The sequence below is a fragment of the Anoxybacillus tengchongensis genome (assembly GCF_014201585.1).
GTDB lineage: Bacteria > Bacillota > Bacilli > Bacillales > Anoxybacillaceae > Anoxybacillus > Anoxybacillus tengchongensis.
Genome location: NZ_JACHES010000002.1, coordinates 123,470 through 140,913 on the forward strand (window position 1 = coordinate 123,470; position 17,444 = coordinate 140,913).

Below are 17,444 nucleotides of genomic sequence, written 5' to 3' on the forward strand. Positions count from 1 at the left end.
CCTCCTTTATTGCGACACTTTTGTGACGCGAGAGGCCAACACTATCTCCCCTTGATCAAGCTCTAACCATACGTCTGTTCCTTTTTGAACGACAGCTTTCACCACACCGCTTTGTTCATTCCATGTGACGGTTTTACCAATCCATTCGCTATACTGAGCAAGCGACGGTGTAGATTGTTGTTGAATAAGCTTTTGTAACGCATCTAATGTACCTGCAAGTTTTTCAGATGTGCCCGTTTGTGTCTCAATAAATTTGCTCATCATATTCGACATATTGACCATTTGTTCAAGCGATGAGAAGTTTGCCATTTGTGAAATAAATTCACGGTCTTCCATCGGATTTAACGGATCTTGATGTTGCAATTGAGCAATTAAAATTTTTAAAAAGTCATCTTTCCCTAACGAGCTTTTTCCCGTCTCACGTTGTGCGACTTGGCGTTGTGATAAAAGCAAACTCGGATCGATCGTTGCCACGTACATCACCTCTACATATCAAAATGAAACCACTCTTTTAGCCACTCATCAAAAGATTGATCAGGTTGCTTTTTCTCTTCTTTTTGCTGTTCTTGCTGCTGTTGCTGCTGTTTTTGTTGATGGAAAGAATGGTCGCGAAATTTCGCTTGATCAAATACATTGAATTGCTCTACCGTAATACGATCGGCAATGTGCGCAAGCTGATGAATATGTTGTTCCACTAACTGCTTCGCTGCTTCGGTTGATGTAATCATTTTTGCAGTTAGCTTTCCTTTTTGCTCAATGAGTTTAATCGTTACATGTCCTAAATGTTCAGGATGTAAACGAATAAGCAGTTGCGTATTGCCATTTTTCCACCGTGTCAACTGACTCGAACGAATGATTCGCTCAAACTGCGCCACAAACGGTGTTTCATTCGTCGTATCAATTGTTCGTAGTTCAAACGGTACATGTTTATCATTTGATTGTTGCGCAACATGTGCCATCTGTTCCGACAGGCGAACAATCGGTTGCTTACGCTCTTGTGGTAATGGCGCAACTTCTTTTTGTACAGTTTGCCAAGATTGTTCTTGTAAACGTGCAACGGCGTATTTCATATCGGATATCGCTTTTTCACGATCAACAGTCGACAATAAAGCACGCGGATGTTCTGTAACTTTTTGCATCAGTTCTGTCCCTACTTGTCCCACATGACGCCGTGTCTTTTCATAGTCGCCGAACTCGATTAATTTTTGCAACATGTCTTTCATCGTATTGCTTTGTTCATCGTTTGTTCCGAACATGTTGCGAAGCGTTGCACGTGCATGTTCAATGATCGGTTCTGGAATCGTCCATTGCTTTTGTTCAAGTTGAAACAAAGCGATAACGAGCATCAGTTCATCTTTTTCATCCCGATCATCTTGTGGTGAAAACATCGTTTCAAACGGCTGACCAGCTGAAAATGGTTGAATCATTTGCTCTTTCGTTTCTTCAGGTAAAAGAGAAAGAAACGATTGTATCATTTCATTTGATAATATTTGTTTGTCTGCGTATCCATCATGAAGAGGAAGTTCGGCAAACCATTGCTGCAACTGTTCCCAATCGATTCGTTGCATCGCTTCCGACTGTTCGGACAACGGTTGTACCGATTCCGATTTTTGACGCAACGAGGAAAGCAAATGAGCAAATGCATGTCCATCGCCCGTTTCAACAGTCGTTTGTTGATTTGATCCGCTGAATGGAACCATGGAAGAAATCGCCGCGATATTCATTTCTTCACCTCCTTTCAATTGTTCGCTTTTTTCGCAAGTAAGCTCGTATATTTTGCTGCGTTTACTGCATCCATTTTTTCTAAAATGGCCGCCACTTTGTCTGTTTTAAGCTTGGACAATAAATTAACCGCTTCTTGATCGGACATTTGTGGGATAATTTCTGCAGCTTTTTTCGGTGACATCGTTTCGTACATTTTCACAACGTCTACACGCGTAACACTCGTCTGCTCAGTCGTAGGCGTTGTTGTTGGCTCTTGCTCTTGTTCTTTTTCCGCTTGTAAGCGTGCGATTTCTTGCTTTAGCGCATCTATTTCCGCTTCTTTTTCTTTGAGCGTATCATTCGCTTTTTTTAGTTGTTTTTCTTTTTCAACCATCGCTGCTTTTAATTCAACAATTTGTTCTTGTAGTTTCTTTTTTTCGTTTGCTTCTGTTCCCTCAATCCATTGGGAAACAAACGGTAATTGGCTTGCATATTTTTTTCCTTGTTCAAATACGTTAACGCCAGAGAACGTTAAAATTAACAAAACGACAGAAATCGTAAATAAAAGCGGAATAAAAACGACAAAAAGAAACCATTGAAACTTGCTTGTTTTTTTCGTCTCTTCTTCTTTTTCAAACTGTTCCATCGATGCTCACCTTGTTTCTCGATAACAATATTGTTGTATAGAAATATCGTCCATTTGTTTTTGTTCAGCTATTCGCATTTGCGTTGCTATTATTTCATCATGCTTTTCTTTTATTTTTTCGTATTTTTTCACTTCGACATTCAATTCAACTAATTTTAGTTGTTTCAACTCCATATGCTGACGTGCTTGCATAACAAGATGCTGATAATGGTCGATGACCCGCTGCAAGTTGCTCATAAAATGTTGAAACGAGCGAATATGTTGAATCGCTAGCCCCGATTGTAATTGTTGTTTATGTTGTTCTTCGTAATCTTCTTTTTGTTTTAAAAAATGGTATAGTTTTTCTGCCACTTCTTCAAATTGGCTGCGCGCTTCTTCATACTCATGTAGCGCTTTTTGTTTTTCATGTTCTTTTAAATGTAAAATTTTTGTGAATTTAAATGGTGTCATCGTTTATTCACCCTTGTTCAATAAGTTGAAACAACTGTTGAACACTTTCATTTATTGTGTACGATTCATGAACATCTTGCTTTAAAAACGAAATAATTTTCGGGTAGTAGCGAATCGCTTCGTCAATTTCTCGCGACGAGCCACGCTTATACGCACCAATTTGAATTAAATCTTCAGACTGAACGTATGTCGCTAACAGCTCACGTAGCTTCTCCGCCATTTTTCGATGTTCTGGCGTCACAATGTAGTTCATGACGCGGCTGACGCTTTTTAATACGTTAATTGCTGGGTATTGACCTTTATTTGCTAGTTGTCGTTCTAATACAAAATGACCATCTAAAATGCCTCGAACCGTATCGGCAATTGGCTCATTCATATCGTCACCATCAACGAGAACCGTATAAAAGGCAGTAATCGTTCCATGTTCGTTCGTCCCTGTTCGCTCAAGCAATTTCGGTAAAATCGCAAAAACAGACGGTGTGTATCCTTTCGTCGTTGGTGGCTCTCCGACAGCTAATCCGACCTCGCGTTGCGCCATCGCAACACGCGTAACAGAGTCCATCATAAACATGACGTTTAGCCCTTGATCACGAAAATATTCAGCAATGGCTGTTGCTGTATACGCCCCTTTAATGCGCATGAGGGCAGGCTGATCAGATGTCGCCACAACGACAATAGACCGTTCTAATCCTTCTGGACCGAGATCGCGCTCGATAAACTCGCGCACCTCACGGCCACGTTCGCCGATCAGCGCAATCACGTTTAAATCTGCGTTTGTGTTGCGAGCAATCATTCCCATTAACGTACTTTTTCCCACACCAGATCCAGCAAAAATACCGATACGCTGCCCTTTTCCAACCGTCAATAAACTGTCGATCATTTTCACGCCGACTTCAATCGGTTCTGAAATTGGAGGGCGCGTCATCGGATTTGGCGGTTGACGGTCGATTGGAACAGCCGTCAATCCTTTCGGAAGCGGACGATCGTCAAGCGGAGCGCCTAACGCATCAATAACACGTCCGACAAGCGCTGAACCGACTTTGATGTCAAGCGGAGCGCCTGTTGCTTCGACAATGCAACCAGGGGCGATATCCTGGACGGCTGCATACGGCATTAAAAGCACATATTCGTCACGAAATCCGACAACTTCCGCTTGAATTTTTTTCTTCTTTTTATGACCGATATGAATGTAACACACATCCCCAATCGAACTTTCTGGTCCTTTCGCTTCGATCATTAACCCGATGACGCGTGTCACTTTGCCAAATCGTTTATACGGGTCGAGCAGCTCGATTTCATTGATCAGTGCTTGCCAGTTCATTCGCTCGCCCCCTCGATTCGCTCAAGCAGTTGTTGCTTCAGTTGCTCAAGCTGCGTATCCACACTTGCATCAATACGACCGAACGGCGATTCGACGATACAGCTTGTTTCAGCTAATGTTTCATCAGGATAAATAAACAAATGAACATCTTGGCTAAATAATGCTTTCAACTCATCTTTTTGGCGAATGACGACATCATAGTAGGCCGGGTGAACATACATTTTCACTTCTTCATGTTCTCGTACTTCTTTTATCACTTGTTTCACAAGCCCAAGAAAATGTTCTTTATTTTCAGCAAGACGTTCCCCAATGATCCGCTCCGCTACTTTGCAAGCGACAAGTAAAATCGTTTCATCAGCCGATTCGAGTATATGATAAAACTGCTCATTAGCTGATTGTATGATCTTTTTCGCCTCACCAATCGCCTCCATATATTGCTGAAGCCCGTCTTGTTGTCCTTGTTCGAAACCGATCGCGTATCCTTCTTGACGCGCTTGTTCAATCCATTCGTTTCGTTCTTTTTCCCATTGTTTTTGTTCTTCAGCTATTTGTTGTTGAACAGAGGCATAATACATGTCGGCTTCTTGACGAATATGTGCTGCTTGTTGTTCCGCTTGCTCAATTAACATTTGCACATGTTGTAGCGTCATTTCGTCATGTTGCTCATGTTCTTCTTGTTGCATGTCGGGCAGCACTTTTTTCACTTGAATAACCGCTCGTTGCTCCGAACACGTTCGAGCAAACGGGGCTTTAATGACTTTAGACAATAATATCATCTCCTCCGCCACGAGCGACGACGATTTCACCCGCTTCTTCGAGACGACGAATCACTGCAACAATACGCGATTGCGCTTCTTCTACGTCGCGAAGGCGAACAGGCCCCATAAACTCCATCTCTTCTTTAAACGTTTCTGCCATGCGTGAAGACATGTTGCGAAATACAACTTCTTTTACTTCGTCGCTAGACACTTTCAACGCAAGCAACAAGTCGGCATTGTCCACTTCGCGAATGACGCGTTGAATCGCACGGTTATCAAGCGTAACGATATCTTCAAATACAAACATGCGCTTTTTAATTTCTTCTGCTAATTCTGGGTCTTGAATCTCAAGCGCATCTAAAATGGTTCGCTCAGTTGCACGATCGACACCATTTAACACTTCAACAACAGCTTCGATGCCACCTGTTTGCGTGTAATCTTGTACAACTGTCGTCGATAATTTCCGTTCAAGCACTTGTTCGACTTCATTAATCATTTCCGGTGATGTGCGATCCATTAAGGCGATGCGACGAGCGACATCCGCTTGCATTTCTTGTGGTAGCGCCGATAAAATTTGACCAGCCTGCGTTGGTTCTAAATACGATAGCACGAGCGCAATCGTTTGTGGATGTTCATTTTGTAAAAAGTTTAAAATTTGCGCTGGGTCCGCCTTGCGTGCAAAATCAAACGGACGCACTTGCAAAGCAGATGTTAAGCGATTAATAATGTTCATCGCCTGCTCTGGACCGAGCGCTTTTTCAAGCACTTGTTTTGCATAGGCAATGCCGCCTTGTGAAATGTAATCTTGCGCTAAGGCGATTTGGTGAAACTCTTCTAAAATCGTTTCTTTTTTCTCAGCGTCCACTTGGCGAACGTTGGAAATTTCAAGCGTCAATTTTTCAATTTCTTCTTCAGATAAATGTTTATATACAGATGCTGAAACGTCTGGTCCTAATGAAATGAGGAGAATGGCTGCTTTTTGCTTTCCTGTTAATTCGCCTTTTTGATCGCGTTTTGCCATATAATCCCCCCCTTATTCCTCTGCAAGCCATGTGCGTAATAATTTCGCAAACTCTTCTGGTTTTTCTTTTGCGAGTTTTTCAAGCTGCTTGCGACGCAATGTGGCTTCTGTTTCGACTTCTTCGTTTACATCTGGAATGTGTACTGCCACTTGTTCTTCTTGTAATGACAGTTCGTCCATTTCTTCTTTTTTTCGTCTACGCAACCATAAAAAGACGAGTGCTCCAATAATCAAGGCGAGTACACCGCCACCAGCAACGTATACCCATGTCGGAATAGTCGATGTTTGTTCGTCAAACTGCACTTTTCCGTTAAACGGTTGCACAGAAACAACAACGCGATTTTGTAAATCGGCATCCGTCCATTGTCCTGCAATGTCTTTATCGACTGACGTACGCACGATCGTACCTAAAATTTTTGTAATGTCATCAACCGTTTGTGCAGGAAGCGAGTTCGGATCATTTGGTTTTGGCGGTTCAACCATCACTTGAATGCCTAAATCTTTTACTTTATAAGGACTTGCAACAATTTCTTTTTTTATTCTATTAACCTCGTTATTAATTGTTTCCTCAATCCGCTCATAATCCCCGTTTGTCTCGCCATCGGCTCCTTGATAGCCAGGCACAGCGTTTTCACCTGTTCCTGTCGTGCCACCTGGTTGAGCTCCTTTACCGGAAAACGTCTCCGTAATGCGCTGTACACTTACGGCAATGCCTTCCATATTTTCTTTATCTACCGGTTCAACAAGCTCTTCATGACGGTTTTCTTGTGTAAAATCAACATCTGCTGTCACAGAAACGACGACTTTATCTTGTCCGATCATCGTTCCTAACATTTGTTGAACACGACGTTGAATGTCGCGTTCAATTTGTTGTTTTATTTCGTACTGTTCAGCAAACGTTTTGCCGGACGAAAAATTTTCTTCATTTTTTAAGTCAAAGTACTCAAAATATTGATTCATAATGACGATATTTTCAGTAGGAAGGTTCGGCACGCTTTTGGAAACAAGGTGATATAGTGATTTAATTTGCTGTTCATTAAATTTATATCCCGCCTTTGTTTTCAAAACAATGGATGCAGATGCCTCTTCCTGTTGGTCACCAACAAATATGGTCGGCTGGGGTAGATTAATCATCACTTTCGCATCTTCTACCCCGTCGATACTTTTTATTAAATTAGCGAGCTCCGTTTGCATCGCCTCGATTTTTAACACGTTAAATTCATTATCCGTCATACCGAAGCCAGAGTTTTTTCCGAAAAACGAATAATCAATACTTCCACTATCCGGAATACCTTCTGCAGCTAATTCCACTTTTAACGTGTTGACAAGCTGTTCAGGCACTAAAATCGTCGTGCCGTTATCGGTAATTTGCGACTTAATGCCCCGCTGGTCAAGCGTGGCTTTAATTTGTCCCGCTTCTTGCGGCGATAAATTGCTGTAGAGAGGAACAAAATTCGTTCGCGTCGCAAAAAAAGCGGTAAGCGCAACGGCAACGATCAACAGCCCAACAAGTCCTAAAGCCATCACTTTTTGCTGTTTTGTTCTCTCGCTCCAAAACAATTTTAATCGTTCTATCGCTTGTTTTAATCGCTCGTTCATATGCTTCCTCCGCTATCTCTTGAGGTCCATTATACTTGCATTCTCATCACTTCTTGATATGCTTCAATGACTTTATTGCGCACTTCAATCGCTAATTGAAGCGATACGCTCGCTTTTTGTGAAGCAATCATCACATTGTGCAAATCAACGTTTTCTCCTTTTGCTAACTTTGTTGTCAACTGGTCTGACTCAATTTGTTGTTTATTGACTTCATGAATCGCTTCTTTTAAAAACTGTGAAAACGCCCGTTGTGTTTCCGCGGGCTTTATCGCTTGCTGCTGTACAGTTGGTGATAAAGCTGTACGTTGAATGCGATCAATCATCGTTTACCCCCCTACTTTCCGATTTCTAACGCCTTCATTAACATCCCTTTTGTCGCATTTAGCACGGTCACATTCGCTTCGTACGAGCGCGTGGCGCTCATTAAATCGACCATTTCTTTTAACGGATCGACATTTGGTAGTTGTACATATCCGTTTTCATCTGCATCGGGATGAGATGGATCATATACAAGTTTAAATGGTGTTTGATCCTCGACAATTTTCGTCACTTTCACTCCGCCTGCCGATCGCTCGTTCATCGCTTCATGCAAAAAAGAAGAGAACGATTCGTTCGGCTGCATCACGACCATTTTCCGTCGATACGGTTGCCACTTTCCGTCTACCATTTTCGCTCGTGTCGTATCAACGTTCGCCATATTTGCAGAAATGACATCCATGCGCAACCGTTGAGCCGTTAGCGCAGACGCAGACACATTGAAACTTTGAAACATGTATTATTTGCCTCCCTTAATGACCGTTTTCAAAGAGTTAAACTTTCCGTTTAATCGTTCAACTAGGGCGTTATAATAAATTTGGTTTTGTGCCAAATCCGACATTTCTTTATCTAAATCGACATTGTTGTTATTATGATTGTAAACGAGATCGTTTTTAGTTGTCACGAAAAATTTGTTTGTACTTCCTTTAAACTCAAAATGGCGTGGATCTGTACGATACGCTTGTAACGCTTGCTGAAATTCGGTACGAAACTGAACATCTTTTGCTTGGAAATTTGGTGTATCGACATTCGCAATGTTGTTTGCGATTACTTTTTGTTTCAACGATGAGTAATTTAATCCTTGTTCTAATATTTGGAATGTATTTGAAAACAATTTCACGACATATTCCTCCCCATAGAGACACCGTTCGACACCTTTATTGTAAAAAATTATTTATATAATGTATATAGGGAACATTGGACTATTTTTCACATACTTTAACAAAAGAGGCATCTTTGCGAGAAAGATGCCTTCTTGTGTTTAATGATGTTTTAATTTCTCGAGTTCTGTTAAAAACTTATCGTTTAATACTTTAATGTACGTTCCTTTCATGCCAAGCGAACGAGATTCAATGACTCCCGCACTTTCTAATTTACGAAGCGCGTTGACAATAACTGAGCGTGTGATGCCGACGCGGTCAGCAATTTTACTTGCCACAAGCAAGCCTTCTGTCCCATCTAACTCTTCAAAAATATGTTCAATGGCTTCTAATTCACTATATGAAAGCGAGCTAATCGCCATTTGAACGACAGCTTTGCTACGTGCTTCTTCTTCGATTTCTTCCGCTTTTTCTCGTAAAATTTCCATTCCAACAACTGTTGCTCCGTATTCTGCTAAAATTAAATCGTCATCATGAAACTCTTTATCTAAGCGGGATAAAATAAGCGTCCCTAAACGCTCACCGCCACCGATAATCGGTACAATCGTCGTTAAACCATTTTTAAATAAGTCTTTATTTTCAACCGGAAATGCCGTATACTCACTATTAATATCAAGATTTGGTGATGTTTCTGTAATGTTAAATAAATTTTTCGTATACTCTTCTGGGAATTGACGATCTGCTAACATTTTTTTCATTCGTTCGTTTTCAATTGTTTGTTTAATCGCAAAACCGAGCAACTTTCCGCGACGGCTGACGACGAAGACGTTCGCCTCGATCACTTCGCAAAGTGTTTCCGCCATCTCTTTAAAGTTTACAGGCTTTCCAGCCGCATTTTGTAGCATCGCATTAATTTTTCTCGTTTTTTCAAGTAAATTCATATCGCATCCTCCTTATAAAATAAATTCGCTTAAATCTTTATTTCGTACAATGTTTCCTAATTTCTTTTCAACGTATTGTGGAGTAATAACAACCTTTTCTAAATGAACATCCGATGCTTCATACAATAAGTCTTCTAACAATTTTTCCATAATCGTATGAAGGCGGCGCGCGCCAATGTTATCTGTTTGTTGATTGACTTCAAAAGCGACTTCCGCAATTTTACGAATAGCATCGTCAGAAAATTCAAGTTGTATACCTTCTGTCGCAAGCAAAGCCACATATTGTTTTAAAAGCGCGTTATTTGGTTCAACTAATATTTTGACGAAATCATCGACGGTGAGCTTCGTCAATTCCACGCGAATCGGAAAACGTCCTTGCAATTCTGGAATTAAATCAGACGGTTTTGCCATATGGAACGCTCCAGCAGCAATAAATAAAATATAGTCCGTTTTAACTGGTCCGTATTTCGTCATGACAGTTGAACCTTCAACAATTGGCAAAATGTCGCGTTGCACACCTTCACGAGAAACGTCAGCTGATGAACCAACCTGTCCTTTTCGAGCAATTTTATCAATTTCATCAATAAAAATGATGCCAGATTGTTCTGCTAAACGAATCGCTTCTTGTGTCACTTCATCCATATCAATGAGTTTTTGTGCTTCTTCATTTGCAAGTACATGACGGGCTTCTTTTACTTTTAATTTTCGTTTTTTTCGCTTTTTCGGCATAAAGCTGCTGAGCATATCTTGCATATTTACACCCATTTGCTCCATGCCCGCTCCTTGGAATAAATCAAACATAATCGGTTGTTGTTCTTCTATTTCCACCGTCACTATTTCGTTTTCTAATTGCCCATTTGCCAATTGCCAAGCAACTTGTCTTCGTCTTTCAGCAAGTTGTTGATCGTCGCTCACGTTCGTCGTTTGTTGCTCGGCCGCACCGCCAAATAAAAGTTCAAACGGATTTTTCATCGGTTGTTTCGTTTTCCCAGGTACAAGCAGTTCAACAAGCCTTTTGTTTGCTAATTGCTCCGCTTGTTCTTTTACTTCGTTCATTTTTTTCTCTTTTACGATGCGCACAGACGTTTCAACGAGATCGCGTACCATTGACTCAACGTCACGACCAACATAACCGACTTCTGTAAATTTCGTCGCCTCTACTTTTACGAATGGAGCGCCAACAAGTTTCGCTAATCGTCGAGCAATTTCCGTTTTTCCGACACCTGTTGGTCCAATCATTAAAATATTTTTCGGCACGACTTCATCGCGCAACTTTTCATCTAATAAACTGCGGCGATAACGATTTCTTAGCGCAATGGCCACCGCTTTTTTCGCTTCATGCTGACCGACGATAAATTGATCAAGCTTTTCAACAATTTGTTTTGGCGTTAACATGCCGCTCCCCCCTCTACAGCTCTTCGACAATAATGCGATCGTTTGTGTACACGCAAATATCGCTCGCTACTTTTAATGCCGCTTCTGCAATTTGCTTCGCTGTTAAATGTTCACCTGCATACGCTTTTAACGCTCTGCCAGCCGCCAACGCATAGTTTCCACCGGAACCGATCGCTAAAATATCATCGTCTGGTTCAATGACTTCACCTGTTCCAGAAATGAGCAGTACATGCGTGGCATCCATGACAATTAACATCGCTTCTAATCGCCGCAACACTTTATCGCTTCGCCACTCTTTCGCTAACTCCACCGCTGCACGCTGTAAGTTTCCGTTGTATTCTTCTAACTTTCCTTCAAACATTTCAAACAGCGTAAACGCATCAGCTACGGCTCCCGCAAAACCTGCTAACACTTTACCATGAAAAAGTTTACGAATTTTTCGGGCTGTATGTTTCATTACTACGGCATTGCCGAATGTCACTTGACCATCGCCCGCCATCGCTCCTTTTCCTTGATGGCGAATGGCAAAAATCGTCGTCGCATGAAATTGACTCATAAACATCCGTTACAGAAAACTTACAAGACTTTATAAAGTGTTTCCTTCCTTGTTCATCGCGCCCGATTTCGCAAAAAAGCTACTCTCGTTTTCTTGGCGCTCCGAAGGCTTCACTTCCCCACTAACGTATGGGTACATCGTTATGTCACATCATGGATTCGGCATATTGTTTCAAGTTGATGCTTGCATTCAAATCACGATCGATTTCTATCCCACACGCCTCACAACGGTACGTCCGTTCCGATAAAGAAAGGTGGTCTTTCACATGACCGCAACGGCTACACTTTTTGCTTGACGGATAAAACCGATCTGCCACGATCAACTTGATGCCATGCCACGCACATTTGTACATCATTTGCCGCTTGAACTCGTGGAATGTTTGTTGTTGAATCGCTTTTGATAGCTTCCGATTTTTTAACATGCCAATTGCATTCAAGTCCTCCATCACGACATACGCTGGCTTGGCTTTCACCAACGTTGTTGTGACGTGGTGGGTATGGTTAAGCTGTATGTTTTTCAGCCTTCGGCGTTTTTTCAAAACAAGGAATTCCAGTTTCTTGATGTTTTCTGTTTTTCTGTAACGGAATTCACCTCCTTCTGTTTTTGTTTTATTCTTTTCATACTTTCGTGATATTTGTCTTTGCATGCGCTTAATTTGTTTTTCAAGCCTTTTCACTTTCGGTGTTTGGTTGATGTTTGGAAACGTCATGCCATTGCTGACGGTAGCTAACGACTTTACCCCTAAATCAATGCCGATGCCTTCGCTGTACGTGTCATGTTTTCCTTCCGCTTCCTCTACACCGACCGTTAAAAACCAATGTAGTCCGTCAAACATGATTCGTGGATTGACGTATGTCACATGTGTTCCATGCGGAATGCGACCTCTTTCTGCAAGGCGTATCCAATTGAATGTCTGCTTATTTTTCTTTTTGGAAGAGGTTAGTTTTTCTAGTTTCACATGCGTGTCGGTCACTTTGATTTTGGCGGTGTCTTGATAAAAACTTGGGCGTATTCGTTTCTTCGTTTTAAATTTCGGAAACTTCGCTCGTCCTGCAAAAAAGTTTTTGTATGCTTGACACGCATCTTTTATTGCTTGTTTTGTGATGTTGTTGGAATAATTGTTGAGCCAACGATACTCCTTTGTCTGTTTGAGCTTCGTTAGCCTTTTTCTGATTTCTCCATCACTTAAAAATTTGCCACCGTTCTTATAGTTTTCTTGTTGTTGCGCCAATGCAAAATTGTACGCCCATCTGGCAACACCTGCACACTCAAATAATTTTGTTTTTTGTTTGTTATTCGGAAGCAGCATAACCTGATATGTTTTAATCACGTTCGGTCAGCTCCTTCATCATTTTCTTGGCTTTATTTGCTCTTTTGCTTTGTCATTTTATAAATTGTATATAGAGTTTTATGGATTTTTACAAAAATATTTTAACAGTTACTAACCTCCTTTTTATGCACGCGGATGGGAATGTAAATAAACATAGCGCAAATGATCTTTCGTTACATGTGTATACACTTGCGTTGATGAAAGATGCGCATGACCTAACAATTCTTGCACGGAACGTAAATCAGCCCCTTCATTCAACAAGTGTGTCGCAAACGTATGGCGAAACACATGAGGGCTTACTTTCAAAGAAAGGGCAGCTTGTTCGACGACCTCGTTTAAAATATGGCGTACACCCCTTGGTGTCAGCGCTCCGCCACGCGCATTTAAAAAAAGTATATCAGTCGGTGTCTTCGCTTTACTTGCTAGTTGCTGACGTCCGTCTTGTATATATCGTTCAAGCGCTTCTTTTGCATACGTACCAAACGGGACATATCGCTGTTTATTTCCTTTTCCATAAATTAAAATCGTACATACAGAAAAATCAATGTGCGACAGGCGAATGTTACAACATTCACTTACACGAATACCGGTTGCGTATAATAGTTCGATGAGCGCTTGGTTTCGTTGGCCGATCGCTGTATTTAAATCATTGACAACAAACAGCTGTTCTAATTCATCTGGATACAAAAAATGCGGAATTCTCTGTTCTTTTTTCGGCAACGATGCAAGCGCAAATGGATTTTCTAAAACGATTTTTTCGCGTAACAAAAATTTGTAAAAACTGCGCAAGCTCGACATTTTTCGGGCAATCGAACGGCTTGATTGCTTTCGTTGATGGAGTTCTGTTAAAAACAAACGGACGTCGCTATAAGATACTTGTTGCAATCCTTCAATTTGTTCGCGCTCCATAAATTCGAAAAATTCACCAATATCATGCTTATAACACGCAATTGTATATTCTGAATAATTTTTTTCTATTTGTAAATATTCAATGAACAAATTTAACGTAAAATTCACATTTTCCATTCGATCACCCCATAAGAGCTACTAAATAGTAGCATAATTTAGTAGCTCTTGCAACGAATTTCACAACTTTTTTAAAAAATTCTGAATTGTTCTTAATGCTCGTTCCGCATATTGTTCATTTTTTTTCTTTTTATCTTTGATCGGTTCATCAAGCGGAGCGAATAAGCCGAAATTCGCGTTCATTGGTTGAAAATGTTTTGGGTTTGCTGATGTAATATAGTGCGCCATGCTACCGATCGCTGTTTCTTGCGGAAACACCACAAGTTCTTTTCCGAGTACGTAATGTGCCGCATTAATCCCCGCCACAAGTCCTGATGCCGCTGACTCAACATATCCTTCGACACCGGTCATTTGTCCTGCAAAAAATAAATCGTCTCTTTCTTTATATTGGTATGTCGGTTTTAGTAACTTCGGCGAATTAATAAACGTATTGCGATGCATGACGCCGTAACGCACAATTTCTGCTTGTTCAAGCCCTGGAATGAGCCGGATGACTTCTTTTTGTGCGCCCCATTTCAAATGGGTCTGGAAACCGACAATGTTATATAACGTTCCAGCGGCATCATCTTGACGAAGTTGGACAACAGCAAAAGGACGCTTGCCTGTACGCGGATCTTCTAAGCCGACAGGTTTCATCGGTCCAAACAGCAACGTCTTTTTCCCACGCCGTGCCATCACTTCAATCGGCATGCACCCTTCAAAATAAATTTCTTTTTCAAACTCTTTTAAAGGAACGGTTTCAGCAGAAATGAGCGCATCGTAAAACCGCTCAAATTCCTCTTCTGTCATCGGACAGTTAATATACGCCGCTTCGCCTTTGTCATAGCGAGATTTTATATACACTTTTTCCATATCGATACTTTCTTTTTCAACAATTGGTGCTGCGGCATCGTAAAAATATAAATATTCTTCGCCTGTTAACGCTTGAAGTTGCTCGGAAAGGGGCTGCGATGTTAACGGACCTGTCGCAATAATTGTCGGACCTGTTGGGATCGTTGTCACCTCTTCGCGCACAACAGTCACATTCGGATGATTCGCTACCATTTCTGTTACTTTTGCGGCAAATTCATGACGGTCAACAGCTAAAGCGCCACCAGCTGGTACAGAACAAGAGTCCGCTGCTTTCATAATAACAGAATCTAATCGGCGCATTTCTTCTTTCAACACACCGACCGCATTCGTTAACGTATTTGCTCGCAGGGAGTTGCTACATACAAGCTCAGCAAATTTATCAGTATGATGAGCTGGCGTTTGTTTGACCGGACGCATTTCATACAATTTTACACGAATGCCACGCTTCGCGAGTTGCCATGCAGCTTCACTTCCTGCCAATCCTGCTCCAATCACTGTTACTTCCATTGATATTCCCTCCTCGATAAAATGGGTGAGGGTATGCGCCTCACCTTACTGTTGTTCGTGATATTCACATTGTGTACATTGAATGAGTACGCTTTTCTTTCCCTTTTTCTCAACAAGCATGCCACCGCACTTTGGACACGGTCGACTGATCGGTTTATCCCACGAAACGAAATCGCATGTTGGAAAACGATCGCACCCATAAAACATGCGTTTCTTTTTACTTTTTCGTTCTACAATGTTTCCTTCGTGGCAGCGTGGACATTTCACACCGATGTCTTTGACGATCGCTTTTGTATGGCGACATTGTGGGAAGTTCGAACAAGCAATAAACTTTCCGAACCGCCCCATTTTGTATACCATCGGGCTTCCGCATACGTCACAATCTACATCTGCTGATTCATCGGCTATTTCTACTTTCTCCATTTCTACTTCAGCAATCTTTAACCGTTTTTCAAACTCGCGATAAAATTCATCAATAATGCGCACCCATTCGACTTTTCCTTCTTCGATGTCGTCTAAGTTTTTTTCCATTTTTGCTGTAAATTCGACATCTAAAATTTCCGGGAAAAATTGCATCATTAAATCAAGTACAATTTCACCAAGTTCCGTTGGCACAAATCGCTTATTTTCAAGCGTCACATAATTGCGCTTTTGTATCGTATCGAGCGTTGGAGCATATGTCGATGGGCGACCGATGCCGAGCTCTTCTAACGTTTTCACAAGGCGAGCTTCCGTATAACGTGGTGGAGGCTGCGTAAAATGTTGTTTTCCTTCGATATCTTTACTAAACACGCGCTCTCCTTCCACAAAATCTGGCAATAGTCGCTGTTGTTCATCTTTCGGATCGTCCGTTCCTTCGACATACACTTTCATGAAGCCCGGAAACTTGACTGTCGAACCTGTCGCACGAAAGACGACTGAGCCGTTTGAAAGTTCGATCGCTACTGTATCCAGTACAGCTGGCGCCATTTGGCTTGCGATAAAGCGCTCCCAAATGAGTTTATATAGCTGATATTGATCGCGTGTCACATACGGTTTAATCGCGCTAGGATGGCGCCAAACGGACGTTGGACGAATGGCTTCGTGAGCATCTTGCGCATTCGCTTTTTGTTTTTCTTTTCTTTTTTCTGTTGCTACATATGATGTGCCGAACGTCTGTTCAATATACTGCATCGCCTCTTGTTGGGCGCTTTCTGATACGCGCATTGAGTCTGTACGCATATATGTAATTAAACCGACCGTTCCTTCGCTTCCAAGGTCAATTCCCTCATATAGTTGTTGGGCAACCATCATCGTTTTTTTCGTGCGGAAATTTAACTTACGCGCAGCTTCTTGTTGTAACGACGATGTAATAAACGGGGCAACGGGATTGCGCTTGCGCTCTTTTTTCGTTACCGCTGTAACAACAAATTCATTGCCTTGAATATGGCTTAATACATGTTGGACATCTTGTTCTGTTTTTAAATCGAACGTTTCACTATCAAGGCGATAAAATTGCGCTTCAAATACATCATTGCCTTTAACAAACGTTCCTTGAATCGTCCAATATTCTTCAGGCTGGAACGATTGAATTTCTTTTTCTCGATCAATAATTAAGCGAAGGGCAACAGATTGCACGCGTCCTGCACTTAATCCTTTTTTTACTTTTTTCCAAAGCAGTGGGCTAATGTTGTAGCCGACAAGACGATCGAGCACGCGTCGCGCTTGTTGAGCGTGAACTAAATGCATATTAATGGCGCGCGGCTGTTCGAATGATTGTTTAATGGCATCTTTCGTAATTTCGTTAAATACGACACGACATGGCGAGTCCGTATTTAAGTCAAGTAAATGTGCTAAATGCCATGCAATCGCTTCTCCTTCACGATCCGGGTCGGCGGCAAGAAATACTTTTTTTGCCTTTTTTGCTGCCGCCTTCAGCTCTTTAATCACGGAGCCTTTTCCACGAATCGTAATATACTTCGGTTCATAATCATTTTGTATATCAACGCCCATTTGGCTTTTCGGCAAATCGCGCACGTGACCCATCGATGCTTTTACTTTATACTTTTTTCCTAAATATCTTTCAATCGTTTTCGCCTTTGCTGGCGACTCTACAATGACTAAGTAGTCTGACATCATTTTGTCCTCCCTCAAGAGGTAATTCGTAAAGTAAAATCTTCATTATTATTAATGATGATTCGTTCATTTGTCAAACATCATTTT

The 17,444-nt window shown here is 41.5% G+C and carries 18 protein-coding genes; all 18 read right to left on the reverse strand.

From position 1 onward, the window contains the following. Positions 1-6: 6 nt before the first annotated feature. The 18 genes from flgD to topA all read right to left on the reverse strand — a co-directional run bounded on the left by flgD (position 7) and on the right by topA (position 17,357). Positions 7-474: a flagellar hook assembly protein FlgD gene (flgD, locus tag HNQ82_RS02965; RefSeq protein ID WP_183247035.1), complete on the reverse strand. Its 468-nt coding sequence runs from the start codon at positions 472-474 to the stop codon at positions 7-9. Between the two features lie 11 nt (positions 475-485). Beyond that, positions 486-1,724 carry a flagellar hook-length control protein FliK gene (locus HNQ82_RS02970; RefSeq protein ID WP_183247037.1) on the reverse strand — a complete coding sequence of 413 codons (1,239 nt, stop codon included), beginning with the start codon at positions 1,722-1,724 and terminating at the stop codon, positions 486-488. A gap of 14 nt (positions 1,725-1,738) precedes the next feature. Continuing rightward, on the reverse strand, positions 1,739-2,350 hold the full coding sequence (locus HNQ82_RS02975) for a MotE family protein (RefSeq protein WP_183247039.1): 612 nt from the start codon (positions 2,348-2,350) through the stop codon (positions 1,739-1,741). Between the two features lie 6 nt (positions 2,351-2,356). After that, positions 2,357-2,800: a flagellar export protein FliJ gene (fliJ, locus tag HNQ82_RS02980; protein WP_183247041.1), complete on the reverse strand. Its 444-nt coding sequence runs from the start codon at positions 2,798-2,800 to the stop codon at positions 2,357-2,359. 7 nt (positions 2,801-2,807) lie between these two features. Continuing rightward, positions 2,808-4,121 carry a flagellar protein export ATPase FliI gene (gene fliI / locus HNQ82_RS02985; protein ID WP_183247043.1) on the reverse strand — a complete coding sequence of 438 codons (1,314 nt, stop codon included), beginning with the start codon at positions 4,119-4,121 and terminating at the stop codon, positions 2,808-2,810. Next, positions 4,118-4,897 (reverse strand): flagellar assembly protein FliH, encoded by a 780-nt coding sequence (gene fliH, locus HNQ82_RS02990; RefSeq protein WP_183247045.1) that lies wholly within the window; start codon positions 4,895-4,897, stop codon positions 4,118-4,120. Before fliH ends, fliI begins: the two co-directional genes overlap by 4 nt. Beyond that, positions 4,881-5,900, reverse strand: a complete 1,020-nt coding sequence (gene fliG, locus HNQ82_RS02995; protein WP_032099723.1) for a flagellar motor switch protein FliG — start codon at positions 5,898-5,900, stop codon at positions 4,881-4,883. Before fliG ends, fliH begins: the two co-directional genes overlap by 17 nt. A gap of 12 nt (positions 5,901-5,912) precedes the next feature. Then, positions 5,913-7,499 (reverse strand): flagellar basal-body MS-ring/collar protein FliF, encoded by a 1,587-nt coding sequence (fliF, locus tag HNQ82_RS03000; RefSeq protein ID WP_183247047.1) that lies wholly within the window; start codon positions 7,497-7,499, stop codon positions 5,913-5,915. A 29-nt stretch (positions 7,500-7,528) separates the two neighbouring features. Then, positions 7,529-7,822: a flagellar hook-basal body complex protein FliE gene (fliE, locus tag HNQ82_RS03005; RefSeq protein WP_183247049.1), complete on the reverse strand. Its 294-nt coding sequence runs from the start codon at positions 7,820-7,822 to the stop codon at positions 7,529-7,531. 11 nt (positions 7,823-7,833) lie between these two features. Further along, positions 7,834-8,271 (reverse strand): flagellar basal body rod protein FlgC, encoded by a 438-nt coding sequence (gene flgC / locus HNQ82_RS03010; RefSeq protein ID WP_183247051.1) that lies wholly within the window; start codon positions 8,269-8,271, stop codon positions 7,834-7,836. Between the two features lie 3 nt (positions 8,272-8,274). Then, positions 8,275-8,655 (reverse strand): flagellar basal body rod protein FlgB, encoded by a 381-nt coding sequence (gene flgB / locus HNQ82_RS03015; protein ID WP_032099727.1) that lies wholly within the window; start codon positions 8,653-8,655, stop codon positions 8,275-8,277. Between the two features lie 141 nt (positions 8,656-8,796). After that, on the reverse strand, positions 8,797-9,576 hold the full coding sequence (gene codY / locus HNQ82_RS03020; protein ID WP_055441148.1) for a GTP-sensing pleiotropic transcriptional regulator CodY: 780 nt from the start codon (positions 9,574-9,576) through the stop codon (positions 8,797-8,799). Between the two features lie 12 nt (positions 9,577-9,588). Next, complete coding sequence (hslU, locus tag HNQ82_RS03025) at positions 9,589-10,971, reverse strand: ATP-dependent protease ATPase subunit HslU (RefSeq protein ID WP_183247052.1); 1,383 nt, start codon at positions 10,969-10,971, stop codon at positions 9,589-9,591. 13 nt (positions 10,972-10,984) lie between these two features. Further along, positions 10,985-11,533, reverse strand: coding sequence for an ATP-dependent protease subunit HslV (hslV, locus tag HNQ82_RS03030; protein ID WP_281380796.1), 549 nt, complete (start codon positions 11,531-11,533; stop codon positions 10,985-10,987). 139 nt (positions 11,534-11,672) lie between these two features. Then, on the reverse strand, positions 11,673-12,857 hold the full coding sequence (locus tag HNQ82_RS03035) for an RNA-guided endonuclease TnpB family protein (RefSeq protein ID WP_183247056.1): 1,185 nt from the start codon (positions 12,855-12,857) through the stop codon (positions 11,673-11,675). Between the two features lie 123 nt (positions 12,858-12,980). Continuing rightward, on the reverse strand, positions 12,981-13,883 hold the full coding sequence (xerC, locus tag HNQ82_RS03040) for a tyrosine recombinase XerC (protein ID WP_183241576.1): 903 nt from the start codon (positions 13,881-13,883) through the stop codon (positions 12,981-12,983). A 60-nt stretch (positions 13,884-13,943) separates the two neighbouring features. Continuing rightward, positions 13,944-15,242, reverse strand: a complete 1,299-nt coding sequence (gene trmFO / locus HNQ82_RS03045; protein WP_183247058.1) for an FADH(2)-oxidizing methylenetetrahydrofolate--tRNA-(uracil(54)-C(5))-methyltransferase TrmFO — start codon at positions 15,240-15,242, stop codon at positions 13,944-13,946. A 45-nt stretch (positions 15,243-15,287) separates the two neighbouring features. Continuing rightward, positions 15,288-17,357, reverse strand: a complete 2,070-nt coding sequence (gene topA / locus HNQ82_RS03050) for a type I DNA topoisomerase (protein WP_183247060.1) — start codon at positions 17,355-17,357, stop codon at positions 15,288-15,290. Positions 17,358-17,444 lie beyond the last annotated feature (87 nt).